The sequence below is a fragment of the Streptomyces oryzae genome, from assembly GCF_017676365.1.
GTDB lineage: Bacteria > Actinomycetota > Actinomycetes > Streptomycetales > Streptomycetaceae > Streptomyces > Streptomyces oryzae.
On the sequence record NZ_JADKMA010000019.1, the window covers coordinates 1 to 15,115 of the forward strand.

The 15,115-nt window shown below is 71.7% G+C and carries 15 protein-coding genes and 1 riboswitch; of the genes, 9 read left to right on the forward strand and 6 right to left on the reverse strand.

The window, feature by feature from the left end; genetic code table 11:
• The first annotated feature begins 2 nt into the window (after window positions 1-2).
• A complete protein-coding gene (locus ITI46_RS06070; protein ID WP_209238352.1) occupies window positions 3-1,442 on the forward strand; it encodes a phytoene desaturase family protein in 1,440 nt (479 codons plus the stop codon).
• A 49-nt stretch (window positions 1,443-1,491) separates the two neighbouring features.
• Here ITI46_RS06070 and ITI46_RS34605 read toward each other — a convergent pair whose 3' ends face one another.
• The 5 genes from ITI46_RS34605 to ITI46_RS06095 form a co-directional block, all read right to left on the reverse strand.
• Entirely contained in the window at window positions 1,492-2,640 is a 1,149-nt protein-coding gene (locus tag ITI46_RS34605) for a chromosomal replication initiator protein DnaA (RefSeq protein ID WP_247745543.1), read from the reverse strand.
• Between the two features lie 57 nt (window positions 2,641-2,697).
• Complete coding sequence (gene metF, locus ITI46_RS06080) at window positions 2,698-3,639, reverse strand: methylenetetrahydrofolate reductase [NAD(P)H] (protein WP_209238353.1); 942 nt, start codon at window positions 3,637-3,639, stop codon at window positions 2,698-2,700.
• Window positions 3,640-3,770: 131 nt separating this feature from the next.
• A complete protein-coding gene (gene thiE, locus ITI46_RS06085; RefSeq protein WP_209238354.1) occupies window positions 3,771-4,487 on the reverse strand; it encodes a thiamine phosphate synthase in 717 nt (238 codons plus the stop codon).
• A gap of 97 nt (window positions 4,488-4,584) precedes the next feature.
• Window positions 4,585-4,959 carry an Rv2175c family DNA-binding protein gene (locus ITI46_RS06090; RefSeq protein WP_209238355.1) on the reverse strand — a complete coding sequence of 125 codons (375 nt, stop codon included), beginning with the start codon at window positions 4,957-4,959 and terminating at the stop codon, window positions 4,585-4,587.
• A gap of 33 nt (window positions 4,960-4,992) precedes the next feature.
• Complete coding sequence (locus ITI46_RS06095; RefSeq protein WP_209238356.1) at window positions 4,993-6,249, reverse strand: NAD(P)/FAD-dependent oxidoreductase; 1,257 nt, start codon at window positions 6,247-6,249, stop codon at window positions 4,993-4,995.
• A gap of 133 nt (window positions 6,250-6,382) precedes the next feature.
• A riboswitch (TPP riboswitch) is annotated at window positions 6,383-6,496 on the forward strand.
• Between ITI46_RS06095 and thiO the strand changes: the two genes are divergently transcribed.
• The 7 genes from thiO to ITI46_RS06130 all read left to right on the forward strand — a co-directional run bounded on the left by thiO (window position 6,492) and on the right by ITI46_RS06130 (window position 13,612).
• On the forward strand, window positions 6,492-7,691 hold the full coding sequence (gene thiO / locus ITI46_RS06100) for a glycine oxidase ThiO (protein ID WP_209238357.1): 1,200 nt from the start codon (window positions 6,492-6,494) through the stop codon (window positions 7,689-7,691). (Overlaps the previous riboswitch by 5 nt.)
• Window positions 7,688-7,909 carry a sulfur carrier protein ThiS gene (gene thiS, locus ITI46_RS06105; protein ID WP_209238358.1) on the forward strand — a complete coding sequence of 74 codons (222 nt, stop codon included), beginning with the start codon at window positions 7,688-7,690 and terminating at the stop codon, window positions 7,907-7,909. The genes thiO and thiS overlap by 4 nt, the downstream gene beginning before the upstream one ends.
• Window positions 7,910-7,916: 7 nt before the next feature.
• Complete coding sequence (locus tag ITI46_RS06110) at window positions 7,917-8,714, forward strand: thiazole synthase (RefSeq protein ID WP_209238359.1); 798 nt, start codon at window positions 7,917-7,919, stop codon at window positions 8,712-8,714.
• 101 nt (window positions 8,715-8,815) lie between these two features.
• Window positions 8,816-10,846 (forward strand): Stk1 family PASTA domain-containing Ser/Thr kinase, encoded by a 2,031-nt coding sequence (gene pknB, locus ITI46_RS06115; RefSeq protein ID WP_209238360.1) that lies wholly within the window; start codon window positions 8,816-8,818, stop codon window positions 10,844-10,846.
• Window positions 10,847-11,264: 418 nt separating this feature from the next.
• Entirely contained in the window at window positions 11,265-12,059 is a 795-nt protein-coding gene (locus ITI46_RS06120) for a transglycosylase SLT domain-containing protein (RefSeq protein ID WP_209238361.1), read from the forward strand.
• A 5-nt stretch (window positions 12,060-12,064) separates the two neighbouring features.
• Window positions 12,065-12,955 (forward strand): deoxyribonuclease IV, encoded by an 891-nt coding sequence (locus ITI46_RS06125; RefSeq protein ID WP_209238362.1) that lies wholly within the window; start codon window positions 12,065-12,067, stop codon window positions 12,953-12,955.
• A gap of 93 nt (window positions 12,956-13,048) precedes the next feature.
• Window positions 13,049-13,612: a DUF4396 domain-containing protein gene (locus tag ITI46_RS06130; RefSeq protein ID WP_209238363.1), complete on the forward strand. Its 564-nt coding sequence runs from the start codon at window positions 13,049-13,051 to the stop codon at window positions 13,610-13,612.
• Between the two features lie 30 nt (window positions 13,613-13,642).
• On the opposite strand, the gene ITI46_RS06135 is transcribed toward ITI46_RS06130, so the two are convergent.
• Window positions 13,643-14,266 (reverse strand): sulfite oxidase-like oxidoreductase, encoded by a 624-nt coding sequence (locus tag ITI46_RS06135; RefSeq protein WP_209238364.1) that lies wholly within the window; start codon window positions 14,264-14,266, stop codon window positions 13,643-13,645.
• Between the two features lie 251 nt (window positions 14,267-14,517).
• Here ITI46_RS06135 and bfr point away from each other — a divergent pair, with 251 nt between their 5' ends.
• Window positions 14,518-15,006: a bacterioferritin gene (gene bfr / locus ITI46_RS06140; RefSeq protein WP_209238365.1), complete on the forward strand. Its 489-nt coding sequence runs from the start codon at window positions 14,518-14,520 to the stop codon at window positions 15,004-15,006.
• The last annotated feature ends 109 nt before the right edge of the window (window positions 15,007-15,115 follow it).

Sequence of the window (15,115 nt, forward strand, 5' to 3'; positions counted from 1 at the left end):
GGATGGCGGCGGCGGCTCGGTTGGCCGTCGCGGGGCACGAGGTCGTGGTGCATGAGCGCAGCGCGTCGTACGGGGGTGGCGTGCGGCAGTACGTGCGGGAGGGGTTCGCTTTCGATACCGGGCCCGGGTTGCTGAATCTGCCGGCCGTCTATCGGGACCTGTTCGTCAAGACCGGCCGCGAGCGGCTGGAGGACCGGGTGGAGCTGGTCCAGGTGCCGGTCACCGCCCGCCATGTGTTCCCGGAGGGCGACCGCGGCGCCGTATCGCTGCCCAACGCCTCCCGTGGCAAGGTGATCGCCGCACTGGACGAGGCACTCGGCGCGGGTGCCGGCGAGCGCTGGGCCGGGATGCTGACCCGGGCCCGCGAGGCGTGGGAGGCCACGCGCCGCCCGCTGCTGGAGGAGCCGCTGCGCGACGAGCCTGCTTCGCGGGGCGCCCTGGGCCGGGACGCCTACCCGGCGCTACGGAAGAGGGGCCTGCTCCGCCGGCGTACGCCGACGCTGGCCGAGGCCGCGCAGGACGAGCTCCGCGATCCGCGGCTGGCGGCGATGCTGTGCGGCTGTGTGTGGGCGCACGGCCTGGACCCGGCGACGGCTCCCGCGAGCGCCGCCGTCCTCGCCTACGTCGAGGACACCTTCGGCACCTGGTACGTACGCGGCGGGATGCGTGCCCTCGCGGACGCGCTGTACGAGCGGTGCCGGGAGCGGCGGGTGACCTTCCACTTCGGCAGCGCGGTGACCGGCGTACGGGAGAAGGACGGGCGGGCGGCCGGGGTGGAGCTGGCCGACGGCTCGCTGATCGACGCGGACGTGGTGGTCGCCGGTGGCGGTCCTGCCACACCCGGCGGCGCACCCGGCGTCGCACCCGGCAGCGAACCCGGCGGCGCACCCGGCGGCCAGGGCGGTACGGAACGGGGCATGGCCCGGTTCACGGTGCTGCTCGCACTGCGGGGCGCCCGCCCCGACGGCACGGCGCACCGCACGCTGGTGCACCGCGCGGCGGAGCCGGGTCAGCCGGTGACCGTACTGCGGCCGGACGATCCGGCGCTGCGCCCGGACGACGCGCACGAGACGGCCGTGCTGTCGCTGCCGGTACCCGCGGGCTCCTTCACGGACGACACCGCGGCAGCGCAACTCGCCGAACGGCTGCTGGCCGCGACGGACGCCGCCGGGCTGGGGCTGCGCGAGCGGCTGCTGTGGCACGAGGTGCGCACTCCCGCCGACAACGAGGCGGAGACCGGCGCCCCGGGCGGTCGGGTGCCGCCCCCCGCACTGCCCGGCGCCGACGGCGCCTTTCTGTACCCCGCCAACCGGACCGATCTGCCCGGCCTCTACACGGCGGGCAGCTGGTCCCACCCGGGCGGCGGCCTGCCCGGCGCAGGCATGAGCGGCGCGATGGTGGCAGGGCTGGTACAGGACCCGGACTGGCGCGGCTCGGTCTGAGCCGCCGCCTCCCACTCGCGCCGAGGTCTGTACTGCGGCCCCGACTGCCTCAGTACTGACCGCTGCCGTAGTAGTCCTGCGGCGGATACGGCGGCGCCTGCTGCGGATACGGCTGGGGCTGCGGCTGCTGGGCGGCGGACGGGTCCTCGGCGTAGTAGTCGTACTCGCCGCCGTAGCCGTAGGGGGCGGGAGCCTCGGAGGGGGGCATCGGCGGCTCGGCCGGGGGCAGCGGCGCCCCGGCGTCCCGCTGTTGGGGGACCCACACGCCGCCGGGGGGCGTTTCCGGAACCTCGGGGTAGTACGGCTGCTGGGGCTGCTGCGCGGGGTAGCCGTACTCGTCGCCGTAGCCGCCGCCGTAGCCCGCGTAGGGGTCCGGGTACTCCTGGTAGGCGGGGTAGCTCTGGTACTCGGCGGAGTCCCCGGCGCCGGAGGGGTCGGGGTATCCGGCGTACTGGCCGGGGGCGGCGTACTGTTCGCCGGTCCCCTCCCCGTATGCGAACGCCTGGGTCTGGTCCGGCGCGGGCACCGAGGCCGGCATCGGGCCGGGGGAATGGCCGAAGACCGAGGTCTCCTCCTCATAGCCCTCGGTGCCGCCGCCGTACGCGTCGTAACCGGCGTACGCATAGCCGGAGTCGGGGCCGGGACCGGGGCCGGTTCCGTTTGCGAACGGGGCGGCGGGCTCGGGCTGGTCGTATCCCTGCTGTCCGTACCCCGGCTGGTCGTAACCCTGCTGGTCGTACGCTTGCCGGCCGTAACCCTGCTCGTCGTAGCCCTGCGGGCCATAGCCCTGTGGCCCGTAGTCGTCGACCGGGTCGGGCACGGGAACCGTGCCGGGGGCCGGAGCGGCGCCGTGGTCGTGGGTCTGGAGGTCGGAGACCTCCAGCGAGGCGGTGTCGGGCCCCGGCCCCGCGTCGGCCCGGCGGCGGCGCTTGCTGGAGCCGGGGCCACCGCCGAGCGACCACCCGGCGGTGAACCCGCTCCGCACGGAGAGGGTGACGAAGGTCTGGCCGACGGCGAAGGCCGCGATGCCGACGCCGATCACGATGATCGACGGCAGTATCGTCCCCAGCACCACGCCCAGGAAGCCGGCGAAGGCCAGCGCCCGCCAGCGCAGCCGGGCCTTGTACTGGAGCAGGGCCTCACCCAGCAGCCACAGCGCAACGACGCCGAACGCGATATAGAGGACCGTCCAGCCCATCTACGCCCCTCTTCCGCTTCCGCCGCCGCATGGGCGGTCCGTGGCTCGAGTCCTCGCTCAAGTCCCCTTACGGAGACCCAGGTTAGCCCTCTCCCGAAGGCCGAGATTCTGGTGGATCTCCAGCGTCGCCGTGGAGTGGTTCAGCGTGATGAAGTGCAGACCCGGGACGCCTTCGGCCATCAGCCTCGCACACAAGTCTGTGGCGTACTCGATTCCGAGTGAGCGTACCGCTGCCGGATCGTCCTGGACCGCGTGGAGCCGCTCGATCATCTCGGTCGGCAGGGTGGCGTTGCTCAGCTGTGCGAACCGCTCGATTTGCTTCACGTTCGTGACGGGCATGATCTCCGGGATGATCGGCGTGTGACAGCCCGCCGCGGCGACCTTGTCGCGCAGCCGCAGGTAGTCCTCGGCCCGGAAGAACATCTGGGTGATCGCGTAATCGGCGCCGGCTTTGCACTTGTTTACGAAATGCCGGATATCGCTCTCCCAGTCGGTCGAGCGCGGGTGCATCTCGGGGAAGGCCGCGACGCCGACGCAGAAGTCGCCGGACTCCTTGATCAGCTCGACGAGTTCGGAGGCGTAGTCGATCCCCTGGGGGTGCTTGACCCACTCCCCCAGCGGGTCGCCGGGCGGATCGCCGCGCAGCGCGAGCACATTGCGGATGCCCGCGTCCGCGTACTGCCCGATGACGTTGCGCAGCTCGGCCCGCGAGTGGCTGACGGCGGTCAGGTGCGCGACCGGGGTCAGGGTGGTCTCGTTGGCGATGCGCTCGGTGTTGCGGACCGTGCCCTCGCGCGAGGAGCCACCCGCGCCGTAGGTGACGGAGACGAAGGTCGGGGACACCGCCTCGATGCGCCGCAGCGCGTCCCACAGGGTCCGCTCCCCCTTCTCGGTCTTCGGCGCGAAGAACTCGAAGGAGAAGGACTGCTCTCCGCTCGCGAGCAGATCACGCACAGTCGGCGGACGGTCTGTCCTGAGAGCTGAGATACCGATGGCCATGGATGCAGGCTAGCGGCCTGACCTGTAGAGCGGCTCGACACTGGGATGGTACGGGGTGATCTGTCCGTTTCCCGGATGGCCGATGTCCACCTGTTGGACAGCGGGCCGCCGCGTGCTAAGGAAGCCGCCGGTCACGACGCGGAGGGCCCGGGGCCGCCGTCGGCCGCCTCCCGCAGCCGTGCGGCGAGCGAGGCGGCGGCAGCCCCCGGATCGTCGGCCCGGGTGAGCGCGCGGACCACCACCACCCGGCGGGCCCCGGCCTCCAGTACCTGGTCCAGGTTGTCCGCGTCGATCCCGCCGATGGCGAACCAGGGCCGTGCTGCCGGATTCGCGGCGGTACGGGCGGCGGTGTGACGGACGAGATCCAGCCCCGGTGCCGGACGGCCCGGCTTGGTGGGGGTAGGCCAGCAGGGACCGGTGCAGAAGTAGTCGACACCGGGCTCGGTCAGCGCCGCGTCCGCCTCGGCCGCCGCGTGGGTGGAGCGGCCGATCAGCAGCTCGTCGCCGAGCAGCGCGCGGGCCGCGGGGACCGGGAGATCGCCCTGGCCGAGGTGGAGCACATCGGAGCCGGCGGCGTGCGCCACGTCAGCCCGGTCGTTGACGGCGAGCAGCGCGCCGTGCCGGCGGCAGGCGTCGGCGAAGACGGCCAGATGTGCCAGCTCCTCAGCCGCCTCCATGCCCTTGTCCCGCAGCTGGACGATGTCCACGCCGTTCGCCAGCACCGCGTCCAGGAACTCGGGCAGATCGCCCTGCTCCTTGCGGGCGTCGGTGCACAGGTAGAGCTGCGCCCTGGCGAGCTTTTTGCGGGCGTCGGGGTCAGCGGTGGGCGTGGTGGTGCTGCGGGGCATGGTGCGGTGGTCCCCCCATGAGGGGTGCGTGGACCCGCGGACGAGTCCACGCACCCGGTGGTGTCGGTGTTCTGCTGCGTTCTTCTGCCGTGCCCGGTCAGACGGCGAGCGCCTGGGCGCGGCGCTTGACCTCCGTGCCCCGGTTCTCCCGCAGGGCCGTCACGGGCGAGCCGGGCAGGGACTCGTCCTCGGTGAACAGCCATTCGAGCATCTCTTCGTCGCTGAAGCCGTCGTCCTTCAGGAGCGTGATGGTGCCCGACAGGCCCTTCACGATCCGGCCCTCACCGATGAAGGCGGCCGGAACCTGGAGCACCCTGTTCCCGGACTCCGCTTCCCGCCGCACCGCGATCAGCTGGCCTTCCTTCACGAGCTGCCGTACCCGGGTCACTTCGACGCCGAGCTTCTCGGCGACATCGGGAAGGGTGAGCCAGGCGGGGACGAGAGCATCGGTCTTTGCGTCAATCTCGGTCACGGGTTCCAGACTGCCATCTGGAACCGGCGGTCACTACCGCGCGGCCTGCTTGAGGGCGACGGCCGCGTCGCCCACCAGCGCCCGGTCCACGGCTCTGCCCTGCTGAATCAGCTTCCGGCCCTGTGCGAGATCGCGCGGACGGCCGACCGCCAGCAGCGCGGCCAGCCGCTCGCCGCGCAGCCAGCACACGCTCCAGGCGGCGCCGCGCGGGGAGCCGCGCCAGACCAGTTCGTCGCCCTCGTCGTGGTGCCCGATGTACTGCACGAAACGGCCGAACTGCTCGGACCAGAAGTACGGCACCGGGTCGTAGGCCACGCTGTCGGCCTCCCCGTCGGCGTGCCCCTCGGCCACCAGGTTCGCCGCGACCGTACGCGGTCCCTGGAGCGCGTTGTCCCAGTGGTGGATCAGCAGCCGCTCGCCGTAGCGGGCCGAAGGGAAGGAGGCGCAGTCGCCCACGGCGTAGATACCGGACTCGTGGCTGCCCGAGACCGGGGCGCGCAGCCAGGCGTCGGCGGCCACGGCACCGTCGGAGCCGAGCTCCACACCGGAGCCGCGCAGCCAGCCGGTCGCCGGACGGGCACCGATCCCGACCAGCACCGCGTCAGCGGCCAGCCGTGTCCCGTCGGCCAGCAGCACCTCGCCGCGCTCGACGGCCTCGACCGCCACGCCGGTGCGCAGGGTCGCCCCGGCGTCCGCGTACCAGTCCCGCATCGGCTCGGAGATCTCCGCCGGGAGCGCGCCGGGCAGCGGGGTGTCCGCGGCCTCGACGACGGTGACCTCGCAGCCCCGCTCGCGTGCCGCCGTCGCGAACTCCGCGCCGATCCAGCCCGCCCCCACCACCACGATCCGGCCCCGTTCGGCCAGTACGGGGCGCAGCCGCCGTGCGTCGTCCAGGGTGCGCAGCAGATGGACGCCCGGCACTCCCTCGCTGCCCGGCAGGGTGACCGGCTCGGCGCCGGTCGCCAGTACGAGACGGTCGTAGTGGACGGGCCCGGCATCGGTGACCAGCAGCCGTTCGTCACTGCTCAGACCGGTGACGGTTCTGCCGAGCTCCAGCTCGATGCCGAGCCCCGCGAAGTCGATCTCGAAAAGCGGCGCCTCCGCCTCCTCGCCCGCACCCAGCAGCACGGCCTTGGACAGCGGCGGCCTGTCGTACGGCGCGTGCGGCTCGGCCCCGATCAGCCGCACCGAACCGGGCCAGCCCTGTTCGCGCAGTTGCACGGCTGTCTGCACGCCGGCCATCCCGGCACCCACGATCACGGCCCGCTGCTGTTTCTGACTGTGACTCACGCGATCACTGTATGCCGGTCGGCCAGTGCGGCCATCGGTCACCGGTCGTAGACCCCCCGGCGGGGCGCCCCCCTGGCGCGCAGGTGGCCCTTACCCGGCCCGCCGGCCCCGCAGTAGGGTGGGTGCAGTTGATTACGGCATACGCGGGAGCCCGGACGCACCGGGCTGAGAGGGAGGCTGCGGCGGCCTCCGACCGTCCGAACCTGATCCGGGTCATTCCGGCGAAGGGAGCAGCAGCGCCCATGCGCGGCACGGCAATTCCGGCAGCAACCCTCACGAGTCCCGACGTGCTCGTGCTCGGTGGCGGCCTCATCGGTCTGGTCACCGCCTGGCGCGCCGCGGGGCGCGGCCTGACCGTGACCGTCGTCGACCCCGAACCCGGCGGCGGCGCCGCACAGGTGGCGGCCGGCATGCTCGCGGCGGTCACCGAGCTGCACTACGGCGAGGAGACGCTGCTGGAGCTCAACCTGGCCTCGGCGGCGCGCTATCCGGACTTCGTCGCCGAACTGGAGGACGCCACCGGGCTGGACACCGGCTACCGGGCCTGCGGCACCCTCACGGTCGCGCTCGACGCCGACGACCGCGCCCAGCTGCGCGAGCTGCACGCGCTCCAGCAGCGCTGCGGACTGGAGACCCAGTGGCTGACCGGCCGCGAGTGCCGCCGCCTGGAGCCGATGCTCGCGCCCTCCGTACGCGGCGGAGCCCGGGTGGACGGCGACCATCAGATCGACCCCCGCCGGCTGGCCACGGCGCTGCTGCGCGCCTGCGAACGCGCGGGGGTCGTCTTCCGCCGCTCCCGCGCGCTGCGGCTGCTCGTCTCACGGGACCGCGCCGCCGGCGCTGCCCTGGAGGACGGCGCTCAGCTGCACGCGGGCCAGACGGTGCTGGCGCTGGGCTCCCGCAGCAGCACGCTGGAAGGGCTGCCCCCCGACGCGGCGCCCCCGGTACGCCCGGTGAAGGGGCAGGTGCTGCGGCTGCGGATGCCGCACGCACGGCACGGCGCCTTCCTCTCCCGTACGGTCCGCGCCGTCGTGCGCGGCTGTCCCCTCTATCTGGTGCCCCGCGAGGACGGCGAGCTCGTCCTCGGCGCCACCAGCGAGGAGCTGGGCTGGGACACCACCGTCACCGCAGGCGGCGTCTACGAGCTGCTGCGGGACGCGCACGAACTCGTGCCCGGCATCACCGAGCTCCCGCTGGCCGAGACCCGCGCCGGGCTGCGCCCAGGCTCCCCCGACAACGCGCCGCTGCTCGGCCCCGGCACGCTGCCCGGGCTCCACCTGGCCACCGGCCACTACCGGCACGGCGTGCTCCTCACCCCCGTCACCGGCGAGGTGCTGGCCGAGGCGCTGACCAGCGGCGAGCTGCCCGGACTCGCGGAGCCGTTCACCCCGCGCCGCTTCGCCGCCTCCCCCGCCCAGGAACTCCAGGAGCAGCCCGCATGACGTCCACCGCCGGGACACTGACCGTCTCCGTCAACGGCGAGCCCCGCCAGGTGACCGCCGGACTCACCCTCGACCAGCTCGTGGCCACTCTCACCACCGCGCCCTCGGGCGTGGCCGCTGCGCTCAACGAGGACGTCGTCCCCCGGAGCCGCTGGGCCACGACCCCGCTGGGCGAGGGCGACCGCGTCGAAGTTCTCACCGCAGTACAGGGAGGCTGAGCAAGCGATGGCCGACGATCCGCTGACCATTGGCGACACCGCCTTCACCTCGCGCCTGATCATGGGCACCGGCGGCGCGCCCAGCCTGGAGGTGCTGGAACGCGCCCTCCTCGCCTCCGGCACCGAACTGACGACCGTCGCGATGCGCCGCCTCGACCCCTCGGTCAGCGGCTCCGTGCTCTCCGTACTGGACAGCCACGGCATCCGCGTCCTGCCGAACACCGCCGGGTGCTATACGGCGGGCGAGGCGGTCCTGACCGCGCGGCTCGCCCGCGAGGCGCTGGGCACCGACTGGGTGAAGCTGGAGGTCATCGCCGACGAGCGCACTCTGCTGCCCGACCCCGTCGAGCTGCTGGACGCCGCCGAGACGCTGGTGGACGACGGCTTCACGGTGCTGCCGTACACCAACGACGACCCCGTGCTCGCCCGCAAGCTGGAGGACGTGGGCTGCGCCGCGATCATGCCGCTGGGCTCGCCCATCGGCTCCGGGCTCGGCATCCGCAACCCGCACAACTTCCAGCTGATCACCGAGCGGGCCGGCGTCCCGGTGATCCTGGACGCCGGTGCGGGTACGGCGTCCGACGCCGCCCTCGCCATGGAGCTGGGCTGCGCCGCCGTGATGCTGGCCTCCGCCGTCACCCGGGCCCAGGAGCCGGTGCTCATGGCCGAGGGCATGCGCCACGCGGTCGAGGCCGGCCGCCTCGCCTTCCGCGCGGGGCGCATCCCGCGGCGCCACTTCGCGGAGGCGTCCTCCCCCGCCGAGGGGGTCGCCGCACTGGATCCCGAGCGCCCCGCGTTCGGATAGCGAGGGCCCTCACATACGGCGTGTCACCGTTCGGCCGCAGAAGCGCAGCAACCCGCAACCACACGGCCGGGCCGGCGTCGAGCCCTCGTACACTCTGCGCAATGGACACCACCACCAAGGACCAGCTGGTCGGCCAGGTTCTCGACGGCCGGTACCGCGTCGAAGCGCGGGTAGCCATCGGCGGCATGGCGACGGTGTACCGCGCCATGGACACCCGTCTGGACCGGGTGCTGGCCCTGAAGGTGATGCACACCTCCCTCTCCGCGGACGAGACGTTCGTGACCCGCTTCATCCGGGAGGCCAAGTCCGCCGCGCGCCTCGCGCACCCCAATGTGGTCGGGGTCTTCGACCAGGGCACGGACGGCACGTACGTCTACCTCGCGATGGAGTACGTGGAGGGCTGCACCCTCCGCGACGTACTGCGGGACAGGGGCGCCCTGCGCCCCCGCGCCGCGCTCGACATCCTGGAGCCGGTCCTCGCCGCGCTGGGTGCCGCGCACCGCGCGGGCCTGGTGCACCGGGACGTGAAGCCGGAGAACGTGCTGATAGGGGACGACGGCCGGGTCAAGGTCGCCGACTTCGGACTGGTCCGCGCGGTGGACAGCCAGACGTCCGCGACGACGGACTCCATCCTGGGCACCGTCTCGTATCTGGCGCCCGAGCAGATCGAGGACGGTACGGCGACCCCGCGTACGGATCTCTACTCGTGCGGCGTGATGCTCTACGAGATGCTGACCGGCGCCAAACCGCACTCGGGTGCCTCCCCGGCGCAGGTGCTCTACCAGCATCTGAACAAGGACATGCCCGCCCCCTCAGCGGCGGTGCCGGGGATGGCGGCGGCGCTGGACGCCCTGGTCGCACGGGCGACGGCCCGCGCACCCGAGGAACGGCCGGCGGACGCGGTCGCGCTGCTCTCCGAGGTGCGGACGGCCCGCGCCGGGCTGACCGACGAGGAGCTGGACGCGGTTCCGCCGCAGGCGAAGGAAGCGGGCGCCGGGGCTGTGGACATCGCCCCGGCGGAGGACGCCGGGCAGGACATCGCCGCGGCAGCGCACTCCGCGGCCGCGGGGACTGGCTCGCAGACCGAGGCCGACACCTATGTGATCCCGCGCCCTGCCGGGGCGACGGCTGCCGACCCGGTGCCGGACGCGGATCCGCTGAACCGTACGGCGCTGCTGAGCGCGCCCCCGGCGGAGCCGCCCGCCGCGCCGCCGGACGGTGGGCCGGCTCCGGCCGCCGGTGGCGCGCGGCGGCGTGGGCTCCAGCCGCGCTGGGTGCTGGTGACGCTGGGTGTGCTGCTGGTGGCGCTGGTGGGCGCGGGCGTCTGGTACGTCAATTCCGGCCAGTTCATCCGGACACCTGCGGTGCTGGACCAGACCGAGTCGAAGGCGAAGAAGGAGCTGGCCGATGCCGGCCTCGACGTCAAGGTGGAGCGCGACTACAGCGAGCGGGTCAAGCGTGACCACGTCATCAGCACCGACCCGAAGCCGGGCGACCGCATCCGCAAGACGGGCAGCGTCACCCTGACCGTCTCGCGCGGCCCGCATGAGGTGAAGATCCCGGACCTGAAGGGCACCCCGCTCTCGGACGCCCGCCGCAAGCTCGAGGACGCCGGTCTGAAGCCGGGCACCGTCAAGCGGCGGTTCGACGACGAGACCGCGCAGGGCTCCGTCATCTCCACCGACCCGGCACCGGGCAGCAAGCGCAGGCCGGGCGCCGCGGTGGCGCTCACCGTCTCCAAGGGCACGGAGCTGAAGGTGCCCGACGTGGTGGGCGACGATCAGAGCGACGCCGTGGACGAGCTGAAGGAGGCGGGCTTCAAGGTCCGTATCGCCTCCGAGCGGGTCAACTCCGAGCACGACAAGGGCACCATCGCCCGCCAGTCCCCCACTGACGGCAGCACGGCCGCCAAGGGCGACACGGTGACGCTGACGGTCTCCAAGGGCCCCGACATGGTCGAGGTTCCGGACGTGGAGGGCAGCAGCGAGGACGAGGCCACCTCGAAGCTGGAGCAGGCGGGCTTCGAGGTGAACGTACGCCGCATCTTCTTCGGCGACACCGTCTTCAACCAGTCCCCCGACAGCGGCGAGAAGGCGCCCCGCGGCTCCGAGGTCACCATCTGGCTCCGCTGAGCCGGTCTTTGTTCCGCTGAAGCCCCGCGAGCGCCGGTCCTCCGGCTCCCTCGCGGGGCTTCCGCTGTGTAACGCGCCGCTCACGCCACGTACCGAAGATGTCCGACTTGCTGCGCATATCCCGTCACGAGCAGTGGTGTACGGACTGGTGGCATGTGACCCCACCCATAGGACGCAGATCACCTACGAAATAGGGTAGTGGAAAGCAATCGGCGCCGTCACCTGGAATGCAGGGCCGAAAACGACGGCCGACTCGCCCCCCGGACAACGAATTCGGGTAGTACGTCACACCTTTGATTTCGCAAAAGGGGCCCTTTAACAATTGCGGTCGTCGCACGGCGCCGAAACAGCACTCGGCTCCTTCCCCGGCTCCCCGCCTCTGCGACGACGCCAGCGATGAAAGGGTCCGTACTTCCTCATGCCCAGCATCTCCAGCCTCAGTCTCAGCAACCTCAGCCCCAAGGCCAGGAAGTTCTCCGCCATAGGTCTCGGTGCCGCGGGCGCCGCGACCCTGGCCGTGACCGTGCTCCCGAGCACCGCGGCGCACGGCGACTCCGGCCAGGCCACGGCCAAGAAGGTCACCGCCGAGAGCGTCGCCTTCAGCCCCCACTCCTCGGTGCTGCCCAAGCAGGGCAAGGACCTCACCGCGCAGCAGCAGTCCCTGACGAAGGCGCCCGCCGAAACCCAGCCGGTGGCCAGCGTCAAGGACGCCACCGTCACCGCCAAGAGCTTCACCAGCACCGACGAGGCGGCCGCCGCGATCAAGGCCGACGCCGCGAAGCGCGCAGCCAAGGCCGAGGCCCAGCAGAAGGCGAAGGAGGCAGCGGCCAAGGAGCGCGCGGCCAAGGAGGCGGCCAACCGCGCCAAGCAGCGCGCCGCCAAGCCCAGCTACCCAAACAACCTGGACGGCTGGATCCGTGAGGCCCGCGCCATCATGGCCAAGCACAACATCCCCGGCTCCTACGACGGCATCAAGCGCAACATCATCCGCGAGTCCGGCGGCAACCCGCGCGCCATCAACAACTGGGACATCAACGCCATCAACGGCGTGCCCTCCAAGGGTCTGCTCCAGGTGATCAAGCCGACGTTCGACGCCTACCACGTCGACGGCACCTCCTGGGACCAGTACGACCCGGTCGCGAACATCGTCGCCGCCTGCAACTACGCGGCGGACCGCTACGGTTCGATGGACAACGTCAACTCGGCATACTGAGTGGTGTGACCACGAGCGAAACGCAGCAGAAGCGGCGCCTGCGCAATCCCATTGGCGGCCATGTCCCCGTAGCCGGGGGCCTGGCCGCCACTGGCATTTCCTATGCCGCCGATATCGGCGCCGAAGCACTTCAGGTATTCGTCGCGAATCCGCGCGGCTGGGCGACGTCGACCGGAAATCCGGACCAGGACGCCGAATTCCGCACGGTATGCGCGGAGCGCGGACTTCCCGCGTATGTACACGCCCCTTACCTGATCAATTTCGGCTCGCACACCGAGGAGACGGCCACCAAGTCCGTGCTCTCCCTGCGGCATTCACTGCGGCGCGGGCGTGCCATCGGTGCGCTGGGCGTCGTCGTGCACACCGGCGCGGCGACCGGCGGCCGGCCTCCGTCGGTGGCGCTCGCCCAGGCGCGCGAGCTGATGATGCCGCTGTTGGAGGAGCTGACCCACGACGACGACCCGTGGCTGCTGCTGGAGCCGACGGCCGGCCAGGGAGCCTCGCTCTGCTCTCAAGTGCACGAGCTGGGCCCGTACTTCGAGGCGCTGGAACACCACCCGAAGCTCGGCGTCTGCCTCGACACCTGCCATGTCTTCGCCGCAGGCCACGACCTGGCCGCACCGGGCGGAGTGGAGCGCACCCTCCGGGAGCTGGTGGCGGCGACCGGGCCCGGCCGGCTGCGGCTGATCCACGCCAACGACTCCAAGGACGTGGCCGGCGCGCACAAGGACCGGCACGCGAACATCGGTGGCGGCCACATCGGGACCGAGCCGTTCGCCGAGTTGCTGGCCCATCCGCTGACCGCGGGCGTGCCGCTGGTGATCGAGACGCCCGGCCGCAAAGAGGGACATGCGGCGGATGTGGCGATGCTGAAGAAGCTGCGGGACGGCTGCTGACGCGTTCACAGGGGCTGGTGGAATACCCCTAGGGGGTATAACGTTACGGCAGTGCGAAGGCACGATCCGCTCTGCTCGACGACGAGGTGTCCCATGACTCAGCACACCCAGCACCACTCCGCCCACGACGACCGTCCCCACAGCGAGCACGGGCACCACGGCGGCCACGAGGACCACAGCGGCCACGGGGCGCATCAGCACGGCGGCACCGGCACCGGCTCCGTCTCCTGGCCGATGGCCGCCAAGGCCACCCTGCACTGCCTCCTCGGCTGTGCGCTGGGCGAGATCCTGGGCATGGTGATCGGCACGGCTCTGGCCTGGCACAACGCACCCACCATGGCGCTGGCGATCGTCCTGGCCTTCGCCTTCGGCTACAGCTTCACGATGTACGCGGTCGTACGCGCCGGCCTCGACCTCCGTACGGCGTTCAAGGTGGCCCTGGCAGCCGACACGGTGTCCATCCTGGTCATGGAACTGGTCGACAACGGCGTGGTCCTGCTGGTCCCAGGAGCGATGGACGCGCATGTGGACACGGGGCTGTTCTGGGGCTCCCTCACGGTGGCGTTCGCCATCGCCTTCGTGATCACCACTCCGGTCAACCGCGTGCTGATAGGCGCCGGCAAGGGCCACGCGGTGGTGCATCAGTACCACCACTGACGGGAGCGGCGGCCGGGGGCGGGCGGAGCGCTACAGCTCCGGACCGTCTCCCGGCTCCTCCTGATAGGAGTAGCGCTGCTCCTTCCAGGGGTCGCCGATGTTGTGGTAGCCGCGCTCCTCCCAGAAGCCCCGGCGGTCCGCCGTCATGTACTCGATGCCCCGGACCCACTTGGGGCCCTTCCACGCGTAGAGGTGGGGCACGATGAGGCGGACGGGGAACCCGTGCTCGGCGGTCAGCAGCTCACCGGCGCGGTGCGTGGCGAAGACCGTCTTCTCGGATGTGAAGTCCGACAGCCGCAGGTTCGAGCTGAAGCCGTATTCCGCCCACACCATCACATGGGTGACGTCGGGCGCGGGCGGCGCCAGTTCGAGGACCGTGCGGGCGAGCACACCGCCCCACTCGGCACCCAGCATGCTGAACTTCGCGACACAGTGCAGATCGGCCACCACGGTCCGGTACGGCAGCGCGGAGAACTGCTCGTGGTCCCAGCAGTGCTTCTCGCCGTCCGCGGTGGCGCCGAAAACCCGGAAGTCCCATCTCTCACGGCGGAATCTCGGCACCGGGCCGTAGTGGGTGACCGGCCACCCGCGCTGGAGCCGCTGCCCGGGCGGAAGCTCCGGTTGCTCCCCTTCGCGGCTTTGCGGCTGACCCATGCCCCCATGGTGACAGACCCCGGCCGCTGGTCTTGACCACCCCCCGAGTGGGTAGTCGACGGGCGCGGAATCGCCGCTCACAAGCGCAAATACCGGCACACCCGGTAAGCGTGCACTTACTGGACCGAGCCTGTGGGCGGTGACAGGATGCGCGATTGCGCGCCACGCGCATCCTGCGCGCTGCGCGCACCCTGTGCCACGTGCGCACTTGCCCGATCCATGCGTCATGCCCCTGGAAGGAGCCCGCCACCATGCAGGGCGACCCCGAGGTCATCGAGTTCCTCAACGAGCAGCTCACCGCCGAGCTGACCGCGATCAACCAGTACTTCCTGCACGCCAAGATGCAGGAGCACTTCGGCTGGACCAAGCTCGCCGAGTACACCCGCGCCGAGTCCTTCGACGAGATGCGGCACGCGGAACGGCTCACCGACCGCATCCTCTTCCTGGAGGGGCTGCCGAACTACCAGCGGCTCTTCCATGTGCGGGTCGGCCAGACGGTCACCGAGATGTTCCGCGCCGACCGGCAGATCGAGGTGGAGGCGATCGACCGGCTCAAGCGCGGCATCGAGCTGATGCGGAACAAGGGCGACATCACGTCCGCCAACATCTTCGAGGACATCCTCGCGGACGAGGAACACCACATCGACTACCTGGACACCCAGCTCGAGCTGATCGACAAGCTGGGCGAGTCGCTGTACCTCTCGCGGCAGATCGAGCAGAAGGCCGCGAACGAGACGTGACGCCGCGAACGGGACGGGAGGGGGTGCCCCTGTCCGTCGTTCTCGGTCTGCGGGTGCTCGGTGGTTGCTGGGGGCATCCCCTGCTCGAAGAGCTTGGGGGAGCCGTTCC

Coding starts and splice junctions, on each gene's coding strand:
- ITI46_RS06070 (WP_209238352.1), top strand. CDS start 3: ATGGCGGCGGCGGCTCGGTTGGCCGTCGCGGGGCACGAGGTCGTGGTG.
- ITI46_RS34605 (WP_247745543.1), bottom strand. CDS start 2,640: ATGGGCTGGACGGTCCTCTATATCGCGTTCGGCGTCGTTGCGCTGTGG.
- metF (WP_209238353.1), bottom strand. CDS start 3,639: ATGGCCATCGGTATCTCAGCTCTCAGGACAGACCGTCCGCCGACTGTG.
- thiE (WP_209238354.1), bottom strand. CDS start 4,487: ATGCCCCGCAGCACCACCACGCCCACCGCTGACCCCGACGCCCGCAAA.
- thiO (WP_209238357.1), top strand. CDS start 6,492: ATGCGCGGCACGGCAATTCCGGCAGCAACCCTCACGAGTCCCGACGTG.
- thiS (WP_209238358.1), top strand. CDS start 7,688: ATGACGTCCACCGCCGGGACACTGACCGTCTCCGTCAACGGCGAGCCC.
- ITI46_RS06110 (WP_209238359.1), top strand. CDS start 7,917: ATGGCCGACGATCCGCTGACCATTGGCGACACCGCCTTCACCTCGCGC.
- pknB (WP_209238360.1), top strand. CDS start 8,816: ATGGACACCACCACCAAGGACCAGCTGGTCGGCCAGGTTCTCGACGGC.
- ITI46_RS06120 (WP_209238361.1), top strand. CDS start 11,265: ATGCCCAGCATCTCCAGCCTCAGTCTCAGCAACCTCAGCCCCAAGGCC.
- ITI46_RS06130 (WP_209238363.1), top strand. CDS start 13,049: ATGACTCAGCACACCCAGCACCACTCCGCCCACGACGACCGTCCCCAC.
- ITI46_RS06135 (WP_209238364.1), bottom strand. CDS start 14,266: ATGGGTCAGCCGCAAAGCCGCGAAGGGGAGCAACCGGAGCTTCCGCCC.
- bfr (WP_209238365.1), top strand. CDS start 14,518: ATGCAGGGCGACCCCGAGGTCATCGAGTTCCTCAACGAGCAGCTCACC.